At 43.6% G+C, this 18,683-nt stretch carries 10 protein-coding genes; 1 reads left to right on the top strand and 9 read right to left on the bottom strand.

The window, feature by feature from the left end; translation table 11 throughout:
* Nucleotides 1-49: 49 nt before the first annotated feature.
* Nucleotides 50-1,027 (bottom strand): NmrA/HSCARG family protein, encoded by a 978-nt coding sequence (locus DBR43_RS30085; RefSeq protein ID WP_199757171.1) that lies wholly within the window; start codon nt 1,025-1,027, stop codon nt 50-52.
* A gap of 111 nt (nt 1,028-1,138) precedes the next feature.
* Here DBR43_RS30085 and DBR43_RS30090 point away from each other — a divergent pair, with 111 nt between their 5' ends.
* Entirely contained in the window at nt 1,139-1,492 is a 354-nt protein-coding gene (locus DBR43_RS30090; protein WP_124587058.1) for a winged helix-turn-helix transcriptional regulator, read from the top strand.
* Nucleotides 1,493-1,525: 33 nt separating this feature from the next.
* Here the strand turns inward: DBR43_RS30090 and DBR43_RS30095 are convergent, their stop codons facing one another.
* The 8 genes from DBR43_RS30095 to DBR43_RS30135 form a co-directional block, all read right to left on the bottom strand.
* A complete protein-coding gene (locus tag DBR43_RS30095) occupies nt 1,526-1,831 on the bottom strand; it encodes a hypothetical protein (protein WP_124587059.1) in 306 nt (101 codons plus the stop codon).
* Nucleotides 1,832-1,858: 27 nt separating this feature from the next.
* Entirely contained in the window at nt 1,859-2,374 is a 516-nt protein-coding gene (locus DBR43_RS30100) for a hypothetical protein (RefSeq protein ID WP_124587060.1), read from the bottom strand.
* 64 nt (nt 2,375-2,438) lie between these two features.
* On the bottom strand, nt 2,439-3,854 hold the full coding sequence (locus DBR43_RS30105; RefSeq protein ID WP_124587061.1) for a hypothetical protein: 1,416 nt from the start codon (nt 3,852-3,854) through the stop codon (nt 2,439-2,441).
* Between the two features lie 145 nt (nt 3,855-3,999).
* Nucleotides 4,000-4,485, bottom strand: coding sequence for a CAP domain-containing protein (locus DBR43_RS30110; protein ID WP_124587062.1), 486 nt, complete (start codon nt 4,483-4,485; stop codon nt 4,000-4,002).
* Nucleotides 4,486-4,563: 78 nt separating this feature from the next.
* Nucleotides 4,564-5,364: a glycoside hydrolase gene (locus DBR43_RS30115; RefSeq protein WP_233603281.1), complete on the bottom strand. Its 801-nt coding sequence runs from the start codon at nt 5,362-5,364 to the stop codon at nt 4,564-4,566.
* Between the two features lie 335 nt (nt 5,365-5,699).
* The gene (locus tag DBR43_RS30125; RefSeq protein ID WP_124587064.1) at nt 5,700-6,146 is read right to left on the bottom strand and encodes a hypothetical protein; all 447 of its coding nucleotides are present in this window, start codon (nt 6,144-6,146) and stop codon (nt 5,700-5,702) included.
* A gap of 246 nt (nt 6,147-6,392) precedes the next feature.
* Nucleotides 6,393-17,321, bottom strand: a complete 10,929-nt coding sequence (locus DBR43_RS30130; protein WP_124587065.1) for a LysM peptidoglycan-binding domain-containing protein — start codon at nt 17,319-17,321, stop codon at nt 6,393-6,395.
* A gap of 21 nt (nt 17,322-17,342) precedes the next feature.
* Nucleotides 17,343-18,677: a hypothetical protein gene (locus DBR43_RS30135; RefSeq protein WP_124587066.1), complete on the bottom strand. Its 1,335-nt coding sequence runs from the start codon at nt 18,675-18,677 to the stop codon at nt 17,343-17,345.
* Nucleotides 18,678-18,683: the final 6 nt, after the last annotated feature.

Below are 18,683 nucleotides of genomic sequence, written 5' to 3' on the forward strand. Positions count from 1 at the left end.
TAAAAGTAATGCTTAAACTCCAATTTTGTCCTATCTGATGGCACCACTATTAATAGGAACGTTTTTCTCCTTGCCAACCTGTACTGCGCAAAAATTCTTCCCAATTAAGAGCATCCGGGTTCCGCTCGCGGCTCCATAACAAATCACGGCCTTTTCCGAAATAACCATATTCAACTGCGTATTCTGCCATCCCCAAAATTTCATCGACCAAAAGGTCGTTTGAGGCAAATTCCGGAAAATGATGAAGCATATTCTCCCTTGTATATGCGGAGCTATACCTGGCTTTCCTGCCTGTTACCCGAATAAAAGTATCTACGATTTCCTGAGCTGAAATGATATCGCCAATTACCGGCAGAGACTGACCCGCATATCGACCTGGGTTCGAAAAAATCTCCAAAACAGCTGGGCCGGTAGCGGTAAGGGGATCAACAAATGGCGCGGAAAAATCTTTAGGTAAATAAATCGGAAACACCAGCGTATCACCTTCTAAATGGGGCGTGTAAAACTCCATAAAATTAGTATAAAAAAAAGCCATATAGATAAACGAGCTTGTGAGTGGAAGCGTACGAATATATGCTTCAATCATAGCCTTGTCCGTAAAATGAGGAGCAAACTTTTTCCCTTCCGTAATTTTATCTACATTTTCCAAACTGCTAAAGATGATGTGCTGAACCCCTGCTTCAAGCGCTGCATCCGCCAATTGTTTACCTAACTCCATCTCGTGAGTTTGCGGAGGGGCAATACCTGGCGTCATCATGAAAACACCCTGCGAACCACGAAACGCTTCTACAAACTCTTTTTTGTATCCCAGACCAAGAGGCAGACTCACAAGTTCAACTCCCTGTCTGGCCAAACCAAGCGCCTCTGGTGAATCAACACGCCGGGTAATTCCACGTACACGATAACGTCCGCTTTGTATCAGCGTACGTGCGGCACTACTGCCCTGCTTACCCAAAATACCGACGATTGTGATCAGCGGTTTATCTTCCTGGTTCATAGCTTCATTTGCTTTTAAATTCGATACCATTCGTTTAATATTTATGTGAAGTTTAATACTATAATAATTATAGTTGCAAAACTAATTTTAGCCCTGTACATTTACAATAACTATCCAAACAGATAGGTTAAGAAATGCAGAATGAAAACAGAATGTATTAGTGATTACGTAACACTGAACGGTAAAGTTTATCCGTGTACGATAAGTCTTGCGATGGATTTGATAGGCGGAAAATGGAAGGCGGTAATTTTATATCATTTAAAAGATGCAGAAAAACGGTATAACGAGCTTCGGAAAGAGGTACCAACTATTACTGAAATGACATTGAGTTTACAATTGAAACAGTTAGAAAAGGACGGCTTAGTGCTAAGGAAAGTATACGGCAAAAAACCTCCTATTAAAGTGATTTACAGCTTAACGGACTTTGGAAAAACATTTACGCCCGTATTAGAAACAATTACTAACTGGGGAAATCAGATCGTTTCAGAACAATAGTACTTTATCGTTTTTTCACTGTGATCATCATATTTAAGGGTTCTTAAGAGCCCTCATCTTATCTGCCAGCAATTCTAATACCTCTGGTTTCGCAACCACATCAAAGCTCCAGATATCGTCAGTGATAAAGACATAACTATCCTCAAAACTATAAATATAATCTCCTCCTTCTATTCCTATCAACCAATCCTCTTTTTTCAGATCAGAATAGGTCCTGAGTACCATCCAGCAATACGCTCTGATTTCGTTTTCATCCTTAAAATCATCCAGCATAGTTAAAAGACTCCCCTCTTCACTGAGTCCGTAAGCTGATCGCATTTCTTCGACTTTATTTTTCATACCGGATTAATGATCATGAATCATAATCTATGGAGCCTTCTTATGGAAAACCGGAGCAGTTTGCGGCAAAATCTGCATTCCATCCGGCAATTCAGGAAACAGGGTCTTCAGTTTGTCCCGACCAATATTACCGGCCGACACAAATTTCCAGGTTTTACCTTGATCCGGGCTAATGCCCAACACGGAAGAGAGACTGCTCAAATAACCGCCTTCCGTATTTATTGTAATATCATGAGGAATAACACAATACACTTTATTGCCCTTAGTATAAAATTTACCGATTTTCCCAATCGAAGCACTTCGAAAACTCATCCCCTTGCTTTTTATCTCCGACAGCCCCGTATTCATGGTTTCGATCGCTTTTTCCCTACCTCCCATGGATGCTAAGATTTTAGGATGAGTATAATCTGCCAATATACTCATGCTATTTTTCAACATCGCGTTGAGCATAATATTGACGTCATTTCTTACGATTAATGTATCCTGAGCATTAACGTTACAAGTAAATATTACAAATAAAATAAAAAGCAGTATAGGTCTCATTTAGCGAATATACACTAAAAACAGAGACCCTGGTGCCCCTAACCGGCACCAGGGCTCGTAATTATCAGAGTGCGATGACTTTGATTGACGATGCTTTATCGTTAAAAGTAGAAACAAAGCTACTGGACGAAGTCATCTCTATGCTACTACCAGTAAAATTATCACCGTCATATAGGATTACTTTTATACCAAAACCCAGTGTCAACGAGGATACATCGTTATCACTGATACCCAGACTGGCCAGATTTGCAGTGGTATAGTTACCTACCGGAAGCGATACGCCATATCCGCCATAACTGCCATGCTGGAAAAACTTTGCCGATCCATTGGCCCCTATTTGCGGTACTCCATTCAAAAATGAGAAAGAATAGGCTTTGGAAATGGTGTTACCGTTATTGAGCAATAGTTTCACCCTTACGTCGTAAGGCTCGTTGTTTTTAAAGTTAAGCTCATTGAGTGCCATTGCACCTGTCAGGGTATTACCTGCGCCGGGGTTAAAGCGCCAGGTTACCGCGTTATAATCAGCATCGCTGCTGCTTGTTTTTGGATCCATGTACACCAGGATGTCGCTTACGGTTTTGTCGCTGGTAAAATTCCCTATCAGGTTAAGGGTTTGCAGACCGCTGTCGTAGGTCAGGTTGGCATTAATGGTTGTTACTGCGCTGGCATATGGTGTTTCAACTGGCAAAGGGCTTTGAAAAACCTCATTCCTATTCAATATCGCGGCATCAACCGGAGTAAGGAAAGTGGGCTGACCTTTACTAAAAGTTACGTTTCCGCTTCCCATTAATGAGGTTCCATAAACAGGTTGCTCAGAAGTGTATTTTGCATGATCGTGTGGCAAATTTAATCCATGACCAAGTTCGTGCAACATCCCTCCAAGGTAATTCGAAGTGCTTGGAATTTTGTCTACCGCCATATTACTGTTGTCTAGGGCAAAACAATATTTTCCCCAACCATAAAAAGGCTGACCGTCGCTGCTGCCATCGGTACGCTGAGGCATCAGAATAAGCATGTGCGAAGAATTCGAAAATTCGCTGGGATGTGTCGTTTTGTAAGCATTAATTTCATTGATGATTTTAGTGGCCGATACGCTCGCCGTGTAAGGATAATCAGCCTGCGGGCCCTGAGCGGGAATTTGAATGAATTTTACCAGGCCTCCGGTATCCAGTGGCAGTCCCATGTACTTATCGTAGCCATAGCGGAGCATTTCGGTATGTAGCCAGCTCTGGAAATGAACCATCAGCGTGGTTAAACGGGTTCTGTAATCACTCAAGGCCGGGTTGTCTGTGGGAACAAACATCACAATGTTAAGATTTTTCGGATTGCTGGTAAAAGTTGATGTAGTAATTGAACTGGCTGAGACTTTCATACTTTTTACTGCTTGTTCGACAGGAAGTACTTTAGCCTTTTCGCAGGAGCTCAGAAATACAGTAATCGCAATGAATACTGCGAAGATGTTTGTTTTTTTGTTAGTCATGTTTTGGTGGGTTTGATTAGTTTAGATTGTTTTCGTTATCACCTAAAATTGACTTATTATTCGTTTAAAAAAGATGAAAAATGGTAAAGAAAGGGTAGAAAATTCAGCAGAACACGATGATATCACTGATTGCGGGACTGGATGATCAATTCAGAGGGCTGCCAAAGGTGACCACCCAGTAATTTTGAACCATACCTACCCCTGCTTCTTTACTGTTGGCATCCATCATTGCTCTACAGTGGCTTATACTCTTTTTCCAGGCCGCTACGACCTGATCTGCGTGGAGATATCCCCTACCTAGGTTTTCTGAGATAAAACGGCCTTTGTAACCGGCATTTGATACCCGTTCGGCAGGTGTGCCGCCTTCAGGAGACAAATGATCGAAATAGTTTTTCTTAACCATATCCCTGGCATGGCCGGTTGCAGCATTTTGCAATTGGCTATTTAAAGACAAGACAGGTACAGGAGGCATATAGTCATTACCACATTGACATCCACTTTTTCTTAGCAAGTTAATGCTGTTGATTACCAGGCTTACCTCATTCTCCGGGATTGTCAATTTTTCCTTCTTGCATTGCATCAATAAAATACAAAGTAATGCACCCGCAAATATGATCAGACGTTTTTTCATTGGAATATAATTGTCTTTTAATGGTTATGAAGGAGGCAGCTGTAAAGCCACCTCCTATGGGGAATCTGGTTTTATAATTTAAAAGGCCCTTTCTCTGCCCAAATAGATATTTTTGCCGGCGTAAAATGTATCGCCGGAAGGGCCGGGACCGCCGCTATCCCCCTCCATCTGCATGTTGATGATCAGCCACATTGGTTTATTCACCGAATTGCTCAAAACGTGCCTGGCTGTCCACACATTATCGATATAATAATGGCATTCCACATCTGTAGCATTTATTTTATTGTACCAACATTTGTAATTGTGATAGGAACCAGCGTTAGAAACCCCGGTAAGTTTATTCTCCCAGCCTCCATCATAGGTATTCTGCCAGTTTGTATTATTACCTTTAAATTCCATGATATCACTTTCAGGTGGCCAGGAATTCACACCGGTAATCCAAAAGGCAGGCCAGGTTCCTTTGCCTGTAGGTACAGCAAAATCGCCAGATATGGTATAGCTTGGAAACTGATCATTAATGATCACCTTTTCCTTCGCATAACAAGCACCTGAATTGTACCAGATGGGCATATGAGTAAAGCCATTGGCAGTACTGTTTCCGGGAGATGTTGTCAATCTGGTCGCCTTAATGGTCAATACACTTCCACTAAGCGAAATCTGGTTATGGTTTGTTGAACTCCCTACCATACGGGCAGTACCATTGTGATCTGCACCCCAGGGATAATTATAATTCCAGGCCGCCTCGAAATTGGTGTAGTTGGCAAAAGAAGTTCCATCTATCAGGGTCTCCCAGGCTTTAACCTGGCCATTTTTTGATGTAGCTTCTATCTTATCTTTTTTACAAGATAAAAAGGCTACCCACATACACGCAAATAGCATGTAGCATTTCATTTTTTCATTTCTCATTTTTTTAGGGATTTGGTTAATATTTAGTTAATTGTAAAGCTGTTACACAGACCTTCTAAGTAAAAATATATAGCAACTACCTAAACATTAAGGGGATAAATGGTAAAATAAAGGGGACAAAATGAGCGTTTGGCTTATACATTAACGTCTTGGCCAGATGTGATTAGAAATTAATACTTATTTTAGCTTATGGCTAAAAGAATTGTTGCAAATATTCACATCGAAAATATTGCTAAAGCCGAAGCGTTTTATGAAGATATACCGGACTTGGAAATCGCAAAATGTTATCAGGACTTAAACAGCCCCCACTAATCCTTCCTTTCGGTTAAAGCATCTTTATTCACGTCATACAAATATTCATGAGTATCGTAATTTCTATAAATTATAACACTTTTTAAATTCTTGTTCTTATTCAGGATAACATCTTTAACATGCTGAGCAATCATGAAGAGGGAGTCTTTTTGAATGACCCTTTCTAAAGGAAAATCAATAGACAAATAATATTCGAAAGGAACCTTATTGTAATCTTCATACAATGTATCGGTCCCTTTCTTTGTATAATTATAATAAAACCTTTCTGATTTACAATTATATGTCTTCTCTAACTCTTTAAAATACAGTTGTTCCTGTGATGACAATGCCGGCTGCTCTATGATTTGTCCGGGTTGCATCAGCCAGTAAAAAGGATTAAAAATAAATGCCATTATGATGACCAGTGCAATGGCAGCTATAATTATTTTGATTGATCTGTTCATATTCATCTTTAATTTACCTAAACAGTTACGCTACTTCAGTCGTAAAAACTTATTTAAATAAATTTATTTTGATAAGCTAAATATAAATAATTAAAGCCTCTTCATGATCAGAATATATGAACTACCAAACATTTGAAGCACATAAGGACTTAACATCGCTGGTAAAAGTTAACAAATATTTTCATAGATGACGTACATCTCCCCTGCCTCAGCAAGGGAGATGTAATTCCTAAAAACAAGCTCGGCTTAGCTCAAGTCATTGATGTCGCTATAAAATAGAATAACATTCTTCAACTCAATCAATGGCAGTTTAACCTCCGTTAATGAAGAGAAAACAGACACATCCAATTGAATCCAGGCATTGGCTGTAGTCGGATTATTCTGCTCATACCAGGTCTTAATAGCAGCAGACAACTTACATACGAAGGAGTCTGTCGGACTTACCGTAGCCGAACAACCTCCCGCCGGAATTGTAAAATCTGCCGGGATGGCAAAATTAAACGGCGGTGCCAGCAATATTGGCAATTGGATCGCTGCCGGTAATACCAATGGGTTCGTCTGGATCGACTCACTCTGCAATATCGGATAGTTCCAGGTCGCACTCAATTTAATCAGCTGCTGATCCAGTTCGTCTTTCGCAAAAAACACCGCAAAGAAATTAGCCAGCAACTCCCCAAGCGAATGTTGTACCGTTGGTACCGTCATCAGCTCTGCAATGTCAAAGATATAATCATTGTTCAGGATCGGCACCAGCTTATTGGAGAACTTCACCAATGGACTACGGTATATAAATTGAGGATTAGTAGGATTGTACGGGATCAGGTCTTCGTTTCTGATGATCGACAATCCAGCCCAGGCATATTGGAACTCCAAAATATTCAACTCATTTACATTCACTTTTCTTGAAGCCACCGACAAAGAATCCAACCAGGACAGATAAACCGGGTTTTCACCTATCGTTTGATACCAATACGCATTAGGAATCACCTCCCCCCCCTCATCAGTTGCCGGAACAGTCGTATAGTCAGGGATACTCACCACAGGCATATTTGGCAGCGTCACCGCGATATCCTGATTATTCCCGGTATAGCTCAGCTTATCCTGCTCAGAGATCTCGTCTGGCGGAACAATAGTCACCAGCAATCGGTTATCATTGTCCTTATCATCCGATTGAACGATCATGAAATCAAAAGCACGTTTCGTATCGGTATCACCACCGGAAGTTAAAAGTACGCTCGTATACTCACTCCAGGCAATTGCCAGATTATTGGTTAAGGTCACTAAGGCCTGCAATGCATAATAAGCACTGTCCAGATTAGGATCTGAAGAAGTAGAAGCAGCCGTAATCGCAGTAAGGTATTTGTTAAAATCATCCAATATCTGCGGCCAAACCGTCACCAGTTGTGCCATGTCGTTAAACAGATCACGCGAAGGACCGGCCATCATTTTTAGCTGAGGCGCTGGTACCAGGTTAAACTCAATCTCAGAGAATATCCGGTCTTGTGCAGCCTGATCTTCCGTGTAAGAATAGGTATAATCCCATTGCGAAGCCTTCTCTAACTTCGCGTTTTCCGTATCTCCCGAAACATCAACCGGAGTTCCGGTCTGGGTGGTCAGTGTGGGCGGAGTCGGATAATTACGCAGCACGATAGGAATATCTACCAATCCCAGGTTTTGTTGTAAAACCTGAAGATCTGATCCCGGACTCACCGGGGTATTCACATCGGCTGGAATAATAAAGGTCAGCCAGTTAGAACCTTTGTACCCTTCAATCCCCTGAACATCACTGATTTGGAACTCTATATGCGTCACCACATAAGAAAGGTTGAGTTCCACACTGCTGTATTCTTTCGCATTCTTTGTAGAGAAGCTAAACGTTAAATAAGAATCCTCCGAACTTGCATCTTTCGCATTCAGCTGTATTTTTGCCGTCGAAATGCTATACATGCTTTTCAGGTTATCATCCAGGCTAACCATATCCTGATTCAAAGAGGATACCCCCTGGAATGCCGGATTGTCTACCATAGGAACACCATACAACCTTGGAGGAGTGGTATTATTGGTAAAGCCTGTAAAATCAGATGTCGCCGTCACTTTCGTCTGTACCAGAGCGCTCACATTGTAAGCATTTCCCAGCTGATTCAGCAATTGCTGTTTAAACTGTTCTTTCGCATTCGCCAGGCTCTCCGGATCATTACTGATCACCGGAGCGGTTAAAACAGATTCAATTTCATTGGAAATCGTATCCGCAAGGCTCTTCTTCGCATTGGTAATGGCTTCTACAAAAGTATCGGCATCAATCTGCTGTTCTCCCAGCCAAACCTTTTCATCAGCTGCTTTTAGCTGGTCCACCAGGAATCCAGGTACGGAGAAATCTGAAGTCAGGAATACATCAATCACATTAAGCGATTGCGCAGCCCAGTTGTCCATATCAATCCCTGCAAAATTCTTCAATTCTACAGAACTGTCTACAAGACCTTTACCGGTTACATATTTCTGAATCGGAACTCCGTTTTTAGAAACCAGACTGGTATTTAATGGTTTAGGTGCATAAAATACCGGAAGCAAACTGTACACATAAATGGTATAATGGTACTGCTCAAATTCTGCCTCCGTAAGTACCGTTTTCAGCTGGACATCAAAATCTGTCCGGTTGTTATACACTACATTCAGTAATGGCGTCAATTTATCCGTCACCTCTGCAGGTACATTACCTTTGGTATCCAGGTTTTCAATAGATTGAGGCGTCAGCTGATAAAAACAAGCTTCTGAAGCCGACCAATAGATCCCCTGTCCTTCCTCCTGGCCCATACGCACCACATATACCGCCTGATTGCTGCTGCTGCTTCCTGCCTGCTCTGGGTTTGTACCAATTGCAATTTTCAATTGATAAACACCGGGATTGCTGAACGCCAGCTCAAATTTCGCTGCAAATTCATTCAGGCCATTCGGACTCGTTTGTGTATCCTGAGTACCTGATGGTGTGGTTGGACCATTTTCTGTTAGCGCAATGATTGTTTGAGGCCTTATCGCAGTAACGGAATTGGTCACCAGGTCACTATCCTTAAAGTCATTATTTACAAAGTCCAGATCCCTGGCAAATTCAACATCAACCGTCAACAGTAAAATAGATGCCGTATCAATATCCGCCGCATTGATCGGATTCACAATAGGATTCATCACCGGAGCAGTTGCGTCCTGCTCATTTGACCTGGCCAGTAAATAAGTATAAGCATCTTTTACAAACTGAAGCAACTGGTTAAACTGCGCTCCTGCAATTGCATAATCCTTATTCGGCGTCAGCGAAGTGCTCAGGTTGATGCTTAGCGTATTGTGTCCATCCTTAGGGCTCAACTGCGTGATCTGGTAATAAATATTGGTATAAATGATCAGGTCGTTCCTGGCATTGGCTTTCCAGTCTTGCTGCTGATCAGCAGGGACATCCAGCGGCACATACCTTTGGGAATTAAAGTTGAAGTTCAAAGCCAGCTCAGCGCCTTTACCCTGATCATTATCAAACAAATAACTCATTTCCAGACTCGGCCATTTACCCAGTCCTTTTAACTCATCCGTATAAGCAATCTGCACTGGTGGATTGTTTAATGGCGTTTGCGGATCCAGACTTGGATCACTAAATGGCGTAATCGTGTTGTTGCCATAGTAATCTACCCAGTCAAAATGCACCTGCGCCTGTCCGCCAATCCCCAGATAAGGGTTGTCCTCTTTTTGAGGATAACCTGCCGGATAACCCACCGGATTTTCCAGAGGAAGCTCCATATAAGGGTTCGGTTTGGCAAATTGCGCCAATGGAATCACCGGATTATACACCCATAATTCTTCTTCTATTGGAGTAGCCTCTGCTTTTCCTAACAGCTGATCCTGACTCTGAGAAGTCCCCGGACCAGCAGGCAATCCAATTTCACTCGGCTCAAAACCGGCGTTCTCAATCACATTGTAGCTGAGCAGATTGTATAAGTTTTCCAGGTATATTTTCGCGTAATCTGGATCTGTCACTTTATAATTCTCCGGCAACACAGGATTTGTACGGTTCAGCTCAAATGAAGCCGCTCCTTGTGGCACATTCGATACCTTGTGTAAAATCTGGTCATTGATGGTCAATGCCGTACTGGTACTGAAGAAATTGGCCACATTACGTACCGCCCATCCCAATACAGACATATCTATAAAGTAATAAGCCGCAATGCTTCCAAAAGTATTGCCCGGGGTTCCGGCAGCACCAGAAACCGTGTATTTCAGCTCTGGAATGCTCACCAATTGCCACAATGGCAAATTGTTCCAATCTGTGATCTGTGGGTTTAAGGCCTGAAGATCTGTAGCACTTACACTGTAATAAGCCGAAATCGTTGCAAGGTTGTTCACTGTACTGATTCTGCCTACCTCATATACCAATCCGCTAAAAGTAATCACAGGTACCGGTGCTATAGTCGTGTTTAAGACCACACCGGCATTGATCTCTGCAAACGCACTGAGCAGGATATTATACCTCGAACTGATGATCAATGGGGTATCCAGCGCATTTTGCGCATAAACTGTCAGCCCGGTTTGCTCTGCACTTTCCGCATAAACCACACAAGAAGAAACATCAATTTTATCGCCCGTCACTGCGCAGTTCATGTAATTGGCCGGTTTATTGGCAAAGACATCACTATAAGTCACCATCAGACGGATGGTAGCAGTATCTCCTTTACCAAATATGCTGTCAGGGAAACCTTTTTTGCTTTCTATTTCATTGTAAAGTAAGTAATAACCTCCCGAACGGGTAATGCTGCATTCCCATAACAAGCGGATAAAATCGTAAGTGCTGTTCAGGATTCCGGTGTCTAAAGTAGTTTCCTCAACCGCCATCAGCGCCATTCTCATCGCCTGATTGGAAGGATTCGTTTCTGTAGAAAGGTTGGCCTGCACAATAAATGATTTCATGCTGTCCATTCCCACCGACATCAATCCCCCATCCGCTTCATACAACCACTGAATATCCGTGATCGTACCTTTATTATTGTTGGCGGAATTCGGATCCAGCGCCTGCAGCAATCTTTGCAAGATCGTCGCACCCGCCTCATCGGCCCCCATCAACTCGTAAGTATACGCATTCACCACAGCGGTGGATTCTCCTGTCAGCCTCTTCAGATCGATCTCTACAATGGTATTCCAGCCGTAGTAAGAAGAAGAACGATAATCCATCATGCCTTTAGCAGCATCATATTGTCCAATCTGAGCGCCAAACATAGATCCCGCCAGTTTTGGCAAGGCCAGCTGGGCTAGCATTCCTGAAGGGAACATCCAGATCAATGGAGAGATATCGTTCTGGTTGCCCATACTACCATACGGCAAGACTACTTTTCCGGACGACTGCCATTTGGTAACCGTCTGGAAGGTATATTGTAATGGCAATAAATCATAAGGCTTCATTGGCGTCAATGAAAGCACCTCTGGTTTGATGCCCGTCTGCTGTGCATAATTCAGCAAAGTACTGATCTGCTCAATATCCGGATCATCCAGTATCACCGAAAGCATATTTCCTCCCGGTTCATTCATCGATTTTCCATCAATCTGCAGCCAGCTCAGCGAAGAATTGATCAGCTGGATCTCAAAACCTTTGGCCACATCTGCTGGCAATACAAACTCCTGTCCGGTTAAAGAGAACAGCGCACAATCACTGTCTGTTGGACATGGTGATCCTGCTGACAAGGTCAATCCCGGTAAATTAGTAGGCAAACGCATGCCATGCAGCTGATACCTGGATGCCATACCAGACAATTGTCCGTAGCAACCATTTTCAGTGAAATAAGCCAGAATACTGCTCACATCCAGAATCTCTAAGCCCGGAATATTGGCACTGCTGTAACCTTCTCCATTGTAAAACAGGTCAGTGATGTTCTGATTTGAATAATTGGAAGCCATCAATGCCACAGTAGTACTGTAAGTCACAGAAAGGTTCAGCAAAGTATCGGCCTGTGCCGGATCCTCAAAAGCAACAGTGCTGTAAAGGAAAGGTGGAATTAACAGCTGACCAAGAGGTTGAATACTCTGCGACTGTACAACAGGACTTGCGGCCAGGTTTTCCGGAGTAACCGTAGTTTTAGTTGCCTCGGTAAGGCTCTTTGCCATACTGGTCAGGGTATCTCCCGGAACAATCTTATACAGCACCGAATCATACACAAAAGTATTCCCGCTGATGAACAAGCCCGGTGTCACCTGATTTTGCATCAATAGTCCTGCAACATCCACATTTTTATAAATGTTGGTCACTACCGAAGTAAAGGTATCCTCGTTTTTAGCGGTATAAACTACTGCGCCAATAATCAACCATCCGCCAGGCTGTGTTACCGCTGTTTTCTGGAAATCCAGATCCGCAGAAAGTAAGGCCAGCGTAGTACCTAACCCGGCTGCCACTGCTTCCAGGGTATCTCCTGCCTTTACGGTATAAGAATTATTATTGTATTTGACTACCTGTCCGGGCGCGAGTAAACCGGGTACCGTACCATTCTGAACGATCAGCATAGCCGATGTAACCGCATAAAGCAGCGCCACCGAACTAAAGGTATCACCACTTGCAATCAGGTGCATATGACCCGTGACCTGAAGGGAAACACCAGCTGTAAGCGGATGGTTCTGGTTGGCAACCGCAATGTCTTGCAAGATCACATGGTTGGAATAACCATTTGCGGTAAGGCCATTTGCCCATGTCGTCATGGTCTGCAAACTGCGATCTACCGCCACCTGATCATCTGCACTGTCAATTTTGTAAGTAAAATTATCCATCGCATCAGATCCATATCCGGCCAGTTGTTTTCCGATCAACACAAAGTAATCTTCAAAAACAAAGGTCGACATGCTATAGCTTGGGTCTGCCCCAGCCGCCATTTTCGCTTGTGGTGCCGAATTACTTTCTTCCGAAACGCTGACTTCCAGTTCAGCAAACCATTTCTTCACCTCATCCAGGTACTCGGCAGTCGCCATATTGTATTGGCTGAAATCAATGTTTAAAGGAATCCCCGGTACATTTAAACTCAGGTCATAGAACATCGGGAAAATTGCCGCAGAAGGAAGATCTTCGCCCAGATTCTGAAGGTTAACCGCCGCAAATGAACTTTGCAGGAAGCTTAGTATATCAGCTGTAGGAATCGGGAAAGGATTGTCTTCGTTAGACAGCAAGGCGATTAAATTGTCCAGATCCAGTTTTGAAATCCCCTGTGCATCAATTGCTGCACGGGTAGTCAGACCTGCATTCGGATCGATGTAATTGGCCACCAGCCAGCGGAAGAAATCACTGCTCAACCGTTCAAATGAAGTCGTACCATCACTCGGACCATTCGGATCCGGTGCATCAATAAACAGCGTAGCTACATACTGTGCCTGCTGACTGTTCAGGTTGGTACTTCCTTTAGGCGCAGATACCGTTAGGTGTGGTACGAAGTATAAATTAAGTACCGGCAATGCATCTTCAGATCCGGTTGCCAGCATGGTGTTAAACTGAAGCCTTGGCCTGCTACCTGTCATACCGGCCATCATCCTATACTGTGGCATGGCCAATGCGGAGGCTGCTGATACCGCAGTGAGGTCTTTGTTCCATGGCGCAGCTGCACGGTTGTCTGTACCGATGGTCAGGTCTTGTCTGATCGTTGCAGTGAAACTGAAATGAATGGTGATTTTGAAGAAGCCCAGGTTCAGACGTGCCGACACCTTGACATCAACAGAAGCCACAATGGCCAGCGGAATTTTGTTATAGGCCTCAAAGATCGCCTGTACGTAAATCGTGATCGTAATATTTACACTGGCAGAGATAATTCCAAAGTCGATAGAACCATATAATTTACCAATGATCCCCACCGTACCTTTCAGGTAATAGTAGTAAGAAGTTTCGACCGTCTGCAGGTTTTTCTCCTGACCTTCCAGTGTACCCTGATATGGGTGGTAACTGGCAATTACCCCTTCAATGATCCCAAATAAAGTGAGGCTGAAACCTGCGCTCAGGAGACCATAATTGACACTATAGCCCACGCCAACCTGTAACCCTATTCCAAACACCAGGACCGGATTAAAGTTACCATAGCTCGTTGCCGGCACCAGAGTGGTGGTGGCACTGCTCAGCTTGCCAAAATACAATCCACCCGAACCCATTGCAGGGATTCCCGGTGGCACAATGGCCTGAAGGGTAAAGGACCTTGAAAAATCCATGTTGTGCGGAAATCCAATGTCGACTTTAAAATCGCCATTGGTATAGATTTCCAGGCTGATGCAGGGAAGGGTAATGTTAACCGCCCCAAATTGCAGGTTGCGCAATTTATCCGGCAGCGTCAGGTCCATCTGGTATACCCCGATAGAATCGGAGATCTTTTTATACATGATCTCAAATACGAGTCCTTTCAGCACTTTCGCTTTATCACCACTTAAGGCAATACGAAGCCCGTAAAGGTTCGGATCGTTGAACACAATCTGCGCATCAACGGTCCAGACCGGTTTATCCTTGGTGCCTACATTTAACACCCCGAAACTGGTTGCAATCAGCCAATTGCTGTCTTCATTAAAATTAAGCAGCGTATTGCCCGAACCTGGTCCTATCGGAATAGTTCCCGCTTCAGGTTCCGTAAATGCCTTTTGCATGGCATCGGTCACCTCTTTAATGGACTGATAAGACGCACTGTTGGTCAGTTCCACATGTTGTCCCATGGCCAGCAGGTAAAGTCCGAAATATTCTGAGCCCTGTCCAGGTACTTCAGGCATTTTGTTAATGTCCTGTCCACCTTTCTCCGGTTTAAATAAATTACTGTCGTTCACACCAGGAACCGGTGATGATCCATCAAATGAGATGAATACACCGGTTGAATTTTTGGTCAGGCGGATGCCATTGATGGTAATAAATATCAAATTGAGGCTCTTTCCGAATTTGTAGTTCACCGTGATGTCTTTTGTATCCAGATCATAGGTCACAGAGAAGCCGTCCAAACTCAGGTCATTCAGTAAATCCCATGGCGAATCCAGTTCAAAAGTAGGATCCCCAATCATTTTCATAAATGAGGTAATCAAGCTCCCTACAGACCATTTTTCAATGCGGAAAGTGATGGTTTTGTCTTCCTTGGTAACGTTATATTCGGTGATGAACCCCTCCCATTGGATCGAGAGCAATTGATCATTTTTTGAAAAGTCGTAGCCAATATTCACCTCTGCATTGAAATACTCCAAGGTCACGGTTCCGGCAATGGCACCCTCATAAGTGGTTACCGCCGGACCGCTTGCGGAAGGCGTACTTGTATATTTCAAGCGTAAATTAGCCAGGATATTAATCGGCTGATTGATGATCGGGAAGATAAATTTCCAGACAATCGCTGTTTTCACCTCATAAGTACTCGTTCCTGTGGCCGCATTTGGCACATAAGACACCAGGGAGAACTGAGTGATTTTAAGGTAGTCTGGCAGGAAGCTATCCGGCAAATCAATGTTATTAAACAACTGTTTGATCAGCGCGCCCAGATCCAGGTCTTTCCCTGCAGGCATGGCAATGCTCAGGTTCCATCCACCGGCAGCTGCAGAGCTGTAATTCACATCCACATTGAGCTGCAGCGCTCCTATCGCAAACAAACCATTCACTGATGCAGTAAACACACTTTCGCCGGTTCCGCTGGTTGGCGTAGAAGAAGTGATTTTCAGACTGCCATTGGTAACGGAAATATTGGTGATGAAATTGAGGTCGATATTGGTATTGGCATAGAACTCATAATACTTATTGTTGATGTCCATCGCCATCCCAAAGCTGGTAAACTCTACCAGCAGCAGCGTTGGAGGGATATCTATAGCCCCATTGGTGATCGCCTTAACTAAATCATTAAAGGTAACAGAACCTGCAAATGAAGCGGATAAAGTAAGGTCGGAAGTAATTTCCACATCAAATCCGCCTTTAAATAGGGTTGGAAAGAAATCCACATTGGCATTCAGGTGGATCAGTTGCGAGTTGATCTGCCCTGGTCCTGGTCCGATGATCAGCCAGGTCACATCAAATTCATTGATGATAAAATTTTCGAACAACACCCATGGCTTCGTAGAACCTACTGTTGCAGAAGCACTTTCAATGGTAAAACCATTATTGAAACTCACCGTAGTGGCAAAACCTTTAAAAGCAATTGCGTTTAAGTACTGTTGAAGTGTAGGTGGCAAAATGGTAAACCAGTTATTGCCTGCCATCAAAGAAAACAGGTTCAGCGGTGTCAGGGGTGTGGAGGGATCAGGAGTTACCCCAAGGAAATAAGTATTCTGATCAGGGGTAACACTGGTACTGAAATCCATCTGGATTGTTGTTCCCAATAAAAGCTGCAATTCAAAATAAAGACTCGAGAGCTGTACGATGTCATCATCTTCATCGTCTTCCTCTTCTTCATACAACACAAGCGCAGATTCAACACCATTGAGTGCAATCATCTCGGCTTCAGTTTCTGTATCGTCGACCGTTTCAATTTTAAAGCCTATCGCCGGACTTTTCACGGTCAGAAAGCTAAAGGGAATCACCTGCACATCCAGCTCCACTTTTAAATCCATCTCCGGATAAAGAATGGTATCATTATCTACTTTTGATGGATCCAGCCAGCCTGATAAGGCAATTTGCTTACCATTAACCCAGCCAATCAGGAAATTTACGATCGGCGCAAGGATTCCTGTCAGCTGAATCAGACTGGCAAAGTTTTGACCAGCCACTAAGCTGATCTCGTTTTGCTGCCATACATATACGCTTTGTGGCGCTGATGAAAAAATAAGGGTCGGATGGGTATAAGGTAAATCGGTATAAATACCGCCCACCATAAATGGCCAGCTCGTGGCAAAAGTCCAGTTGCTTAAGGTGATGACAATTACGAATTGTACATTGCCCTGGCCGTCCTCTGTGATGACAAAGGAGACTGCCGTATTGGAAGCCTCCACCTGGAGCACACCTGCAACCCCGGTAATGGTCAGGGTGTTCCCTACCGGGTCATTTATCGTGGTACCACTGGTGTCAATTAACAGACTGCTGTCTGCAGCAAGCTGATAGCCGGCAGTCAGCATAAGGTCTAAATCTGCAGGGACACTAAGTCCTGCTTTGGTAAATGAAGCTGCATTTACCGTGATATTACCGTTATTCTGGCTGGCTTGTTGCTTAAATTCGTCGGCAAGTGGTTGTAAACTCATAATCGTATCGCTTAAAAAAAACTAAAAGTCAATAATTAGGCCCATGTGGTCGCTGGTGCTTCTTACCACACCGTAGCTGTCCCAATCCCGGAATTTTGTTCCAACACCTTTTGTCCTTGGCGCATATCCACCATTTCCATTGGGTGTTGGATTTGGGGGTAACAGCAAGGCAACCGGTGCTAAAGGATCTGTAGCTTTGCTATCCTTTGCCATTGCAGTAGTATAAGTCAATGTTCCTTTTGCACCGGCATAAGCAGGTGTAACCGGTTTAGTATAAGGAGAACCTGTAACCAGATTCACGATCGTGATCTTACTTGAACCGGGAGCCCTCTTGGTATCCCCATAACGGGTTAGCATATTGTCGTAACTGCTTGGTGTCATATATCCATATGCGGGATAACCCCTGGTATTCGTAGGCTCTGCTTTATTCTTTCCGGAAACACCATATAAAGTGGTACAGATATAGCCTACATCAGGAAAATCGGAGTCCGTAGTCGGATTAATCTGCCTGGTATAACTATCAGCAATAAGCTTATCATAAGCCTGACCCGCTAAAACTTTGTCTGATAGATCGACATTAAAATCGCCCATGATGATCGCATCATCCTGCGTCGTAAGCAGGCTGGTAATTTCTCTGATCTGGCTTAAGGAATCCACTCCTGCAGCAGAAATTTTCGATTCTGGTGGAGGGGCATGATAAGCCACCAATTTTATGTTTCTTTTGCTGCCGGCATCCCAGAATGTGGTCAGGTAAGGCGGACGTTCACCAGTGCTCGGAAATTCCAGTTTTACTGCAGGTGAAGCCCCATCATCATATAGCCATTGTCCGGCAAGTTTATTTTGTGCCAGTCCTCCATTAATAATCCCAGCTGTTGTTGGGGTATCGACAGCAGGTAAAGCTTTATCCCAGGGCGAAGCATAGGCAACAGTAGTACCACTTCCTATTACATTCGCCGGACTAACTCCACCTTCCCAGCCAAAAGGCCCCGTAAAAAACAGATTACTACTAGTGTTAAAAAATACGCAAACTCCCTCTATATAAGTACCTTGACCAACAATTAAAGGAGGGACCAACATCCAGGTTGCACCAAATTTGGTGCGTATTTTCTGCAACAAATCCAATGCCGCCTGACCGCCTCCTGCGTTGATTAAAGTACCCTCTGCACCGGCACCAGTTGTCGTCTCAACGATAACAAATATATCGGGCGTATTTGCCTGCATCGCATTTAAAATCAAATTACTACGGTTCCCTGAGGCAATTACACCACTGGGGAGTTTAGGTTTTCTTTTCGTACTAGGATCGTTGATCTTATTTATTGAAAAGTTTTCTATGTTCCAAAACAGTATTTTTGTCATAAAGTA

The sequence above is a fragment of the Pedobacter sp. KBW06 genome, assembly GCF_003852525.1.
In the GTDB taxonomy this organism is placed as follows: domain Bacteria; phylum Bacteroidota; class Bacteroidia; order Sphingobacteriales; family Sphingobacteriaceae; genus Pedobacter.

Excerpts from the sequence above, each read along its gene's own strand:
- DBR43_RS30110 (WP_124587062.1), bottom strand. The coding sequence starts at position 4,485 with ATGAAAAAACGTCTGATCATATTTGCGGGTGCATTACTTTGTATTTTA.
- DBR43_RS30130 (WP_124587065.1), bottom strand. The coding sequence starts at position 17,321 with ATGAGTTTACAACCACTTGCCGACGAATTTAAGCAACAAGCCAGCCAG.
- DBR43_RS30090 (WP_124587058.1), top strand. The coding sequence starts at position 1,139 with ATGAAAACAGAATGTATTAGTGATTACGTAACACTGAACGGTAAAGTT.
- DBR43_RS30135 (WP_124587066.1), bottom strand. The coding sequence starts at position 18,677 with ATGACAAAAATACTGTTTTGGAACATAGAAAACTTTTCAATAAATAAG.
- DBR43_RS30105 (WP_124587061.1), bottom strand. The coding sequence starts at position 3,854 with ATGACTAACAAAAAAACAAACATCTTCGCAGTATTCATTGCGATTACT.
- DBR43_RS30100 (WP_124587060.1), bottom strand. The coding sequence starts at position 2,374 with ATGAGACCTATACTGCTTTTTATTTTATTTGTAATATTTACTTGTAAC.
- DBR43_RS30095 (WP_124587059.1), bottom strand. The coding sequence starts at position 1,831 with ATGAAAAATAAAGTCGAAGAAATGCGATCAGCTTACGGACTCAGTGAA.
- DBR43_RS30085 (WP_199757171.1), bottom strand. The coding sequence starts at position 1,027 with ATGGTATCGAATTTAAAAGCAAATGAAGCTATGAACCAGGAAGATAAA.
- DBR43_RS30125 (WP_124587064.1), bottom strand. The coding sequence starts at position 6,146 with ATGAACAGATCAATCAAAATAATTATAGCTGCCATTGCACTGGTCATC.
- DBR43_RS30115 (WP_233603281.1), bottom strand. The coding sequence starts at position 5,364 with ATGCTATTTGCGTGTATGTGGGTAGCCTTTTTATCTTGTAAAAAAGAT.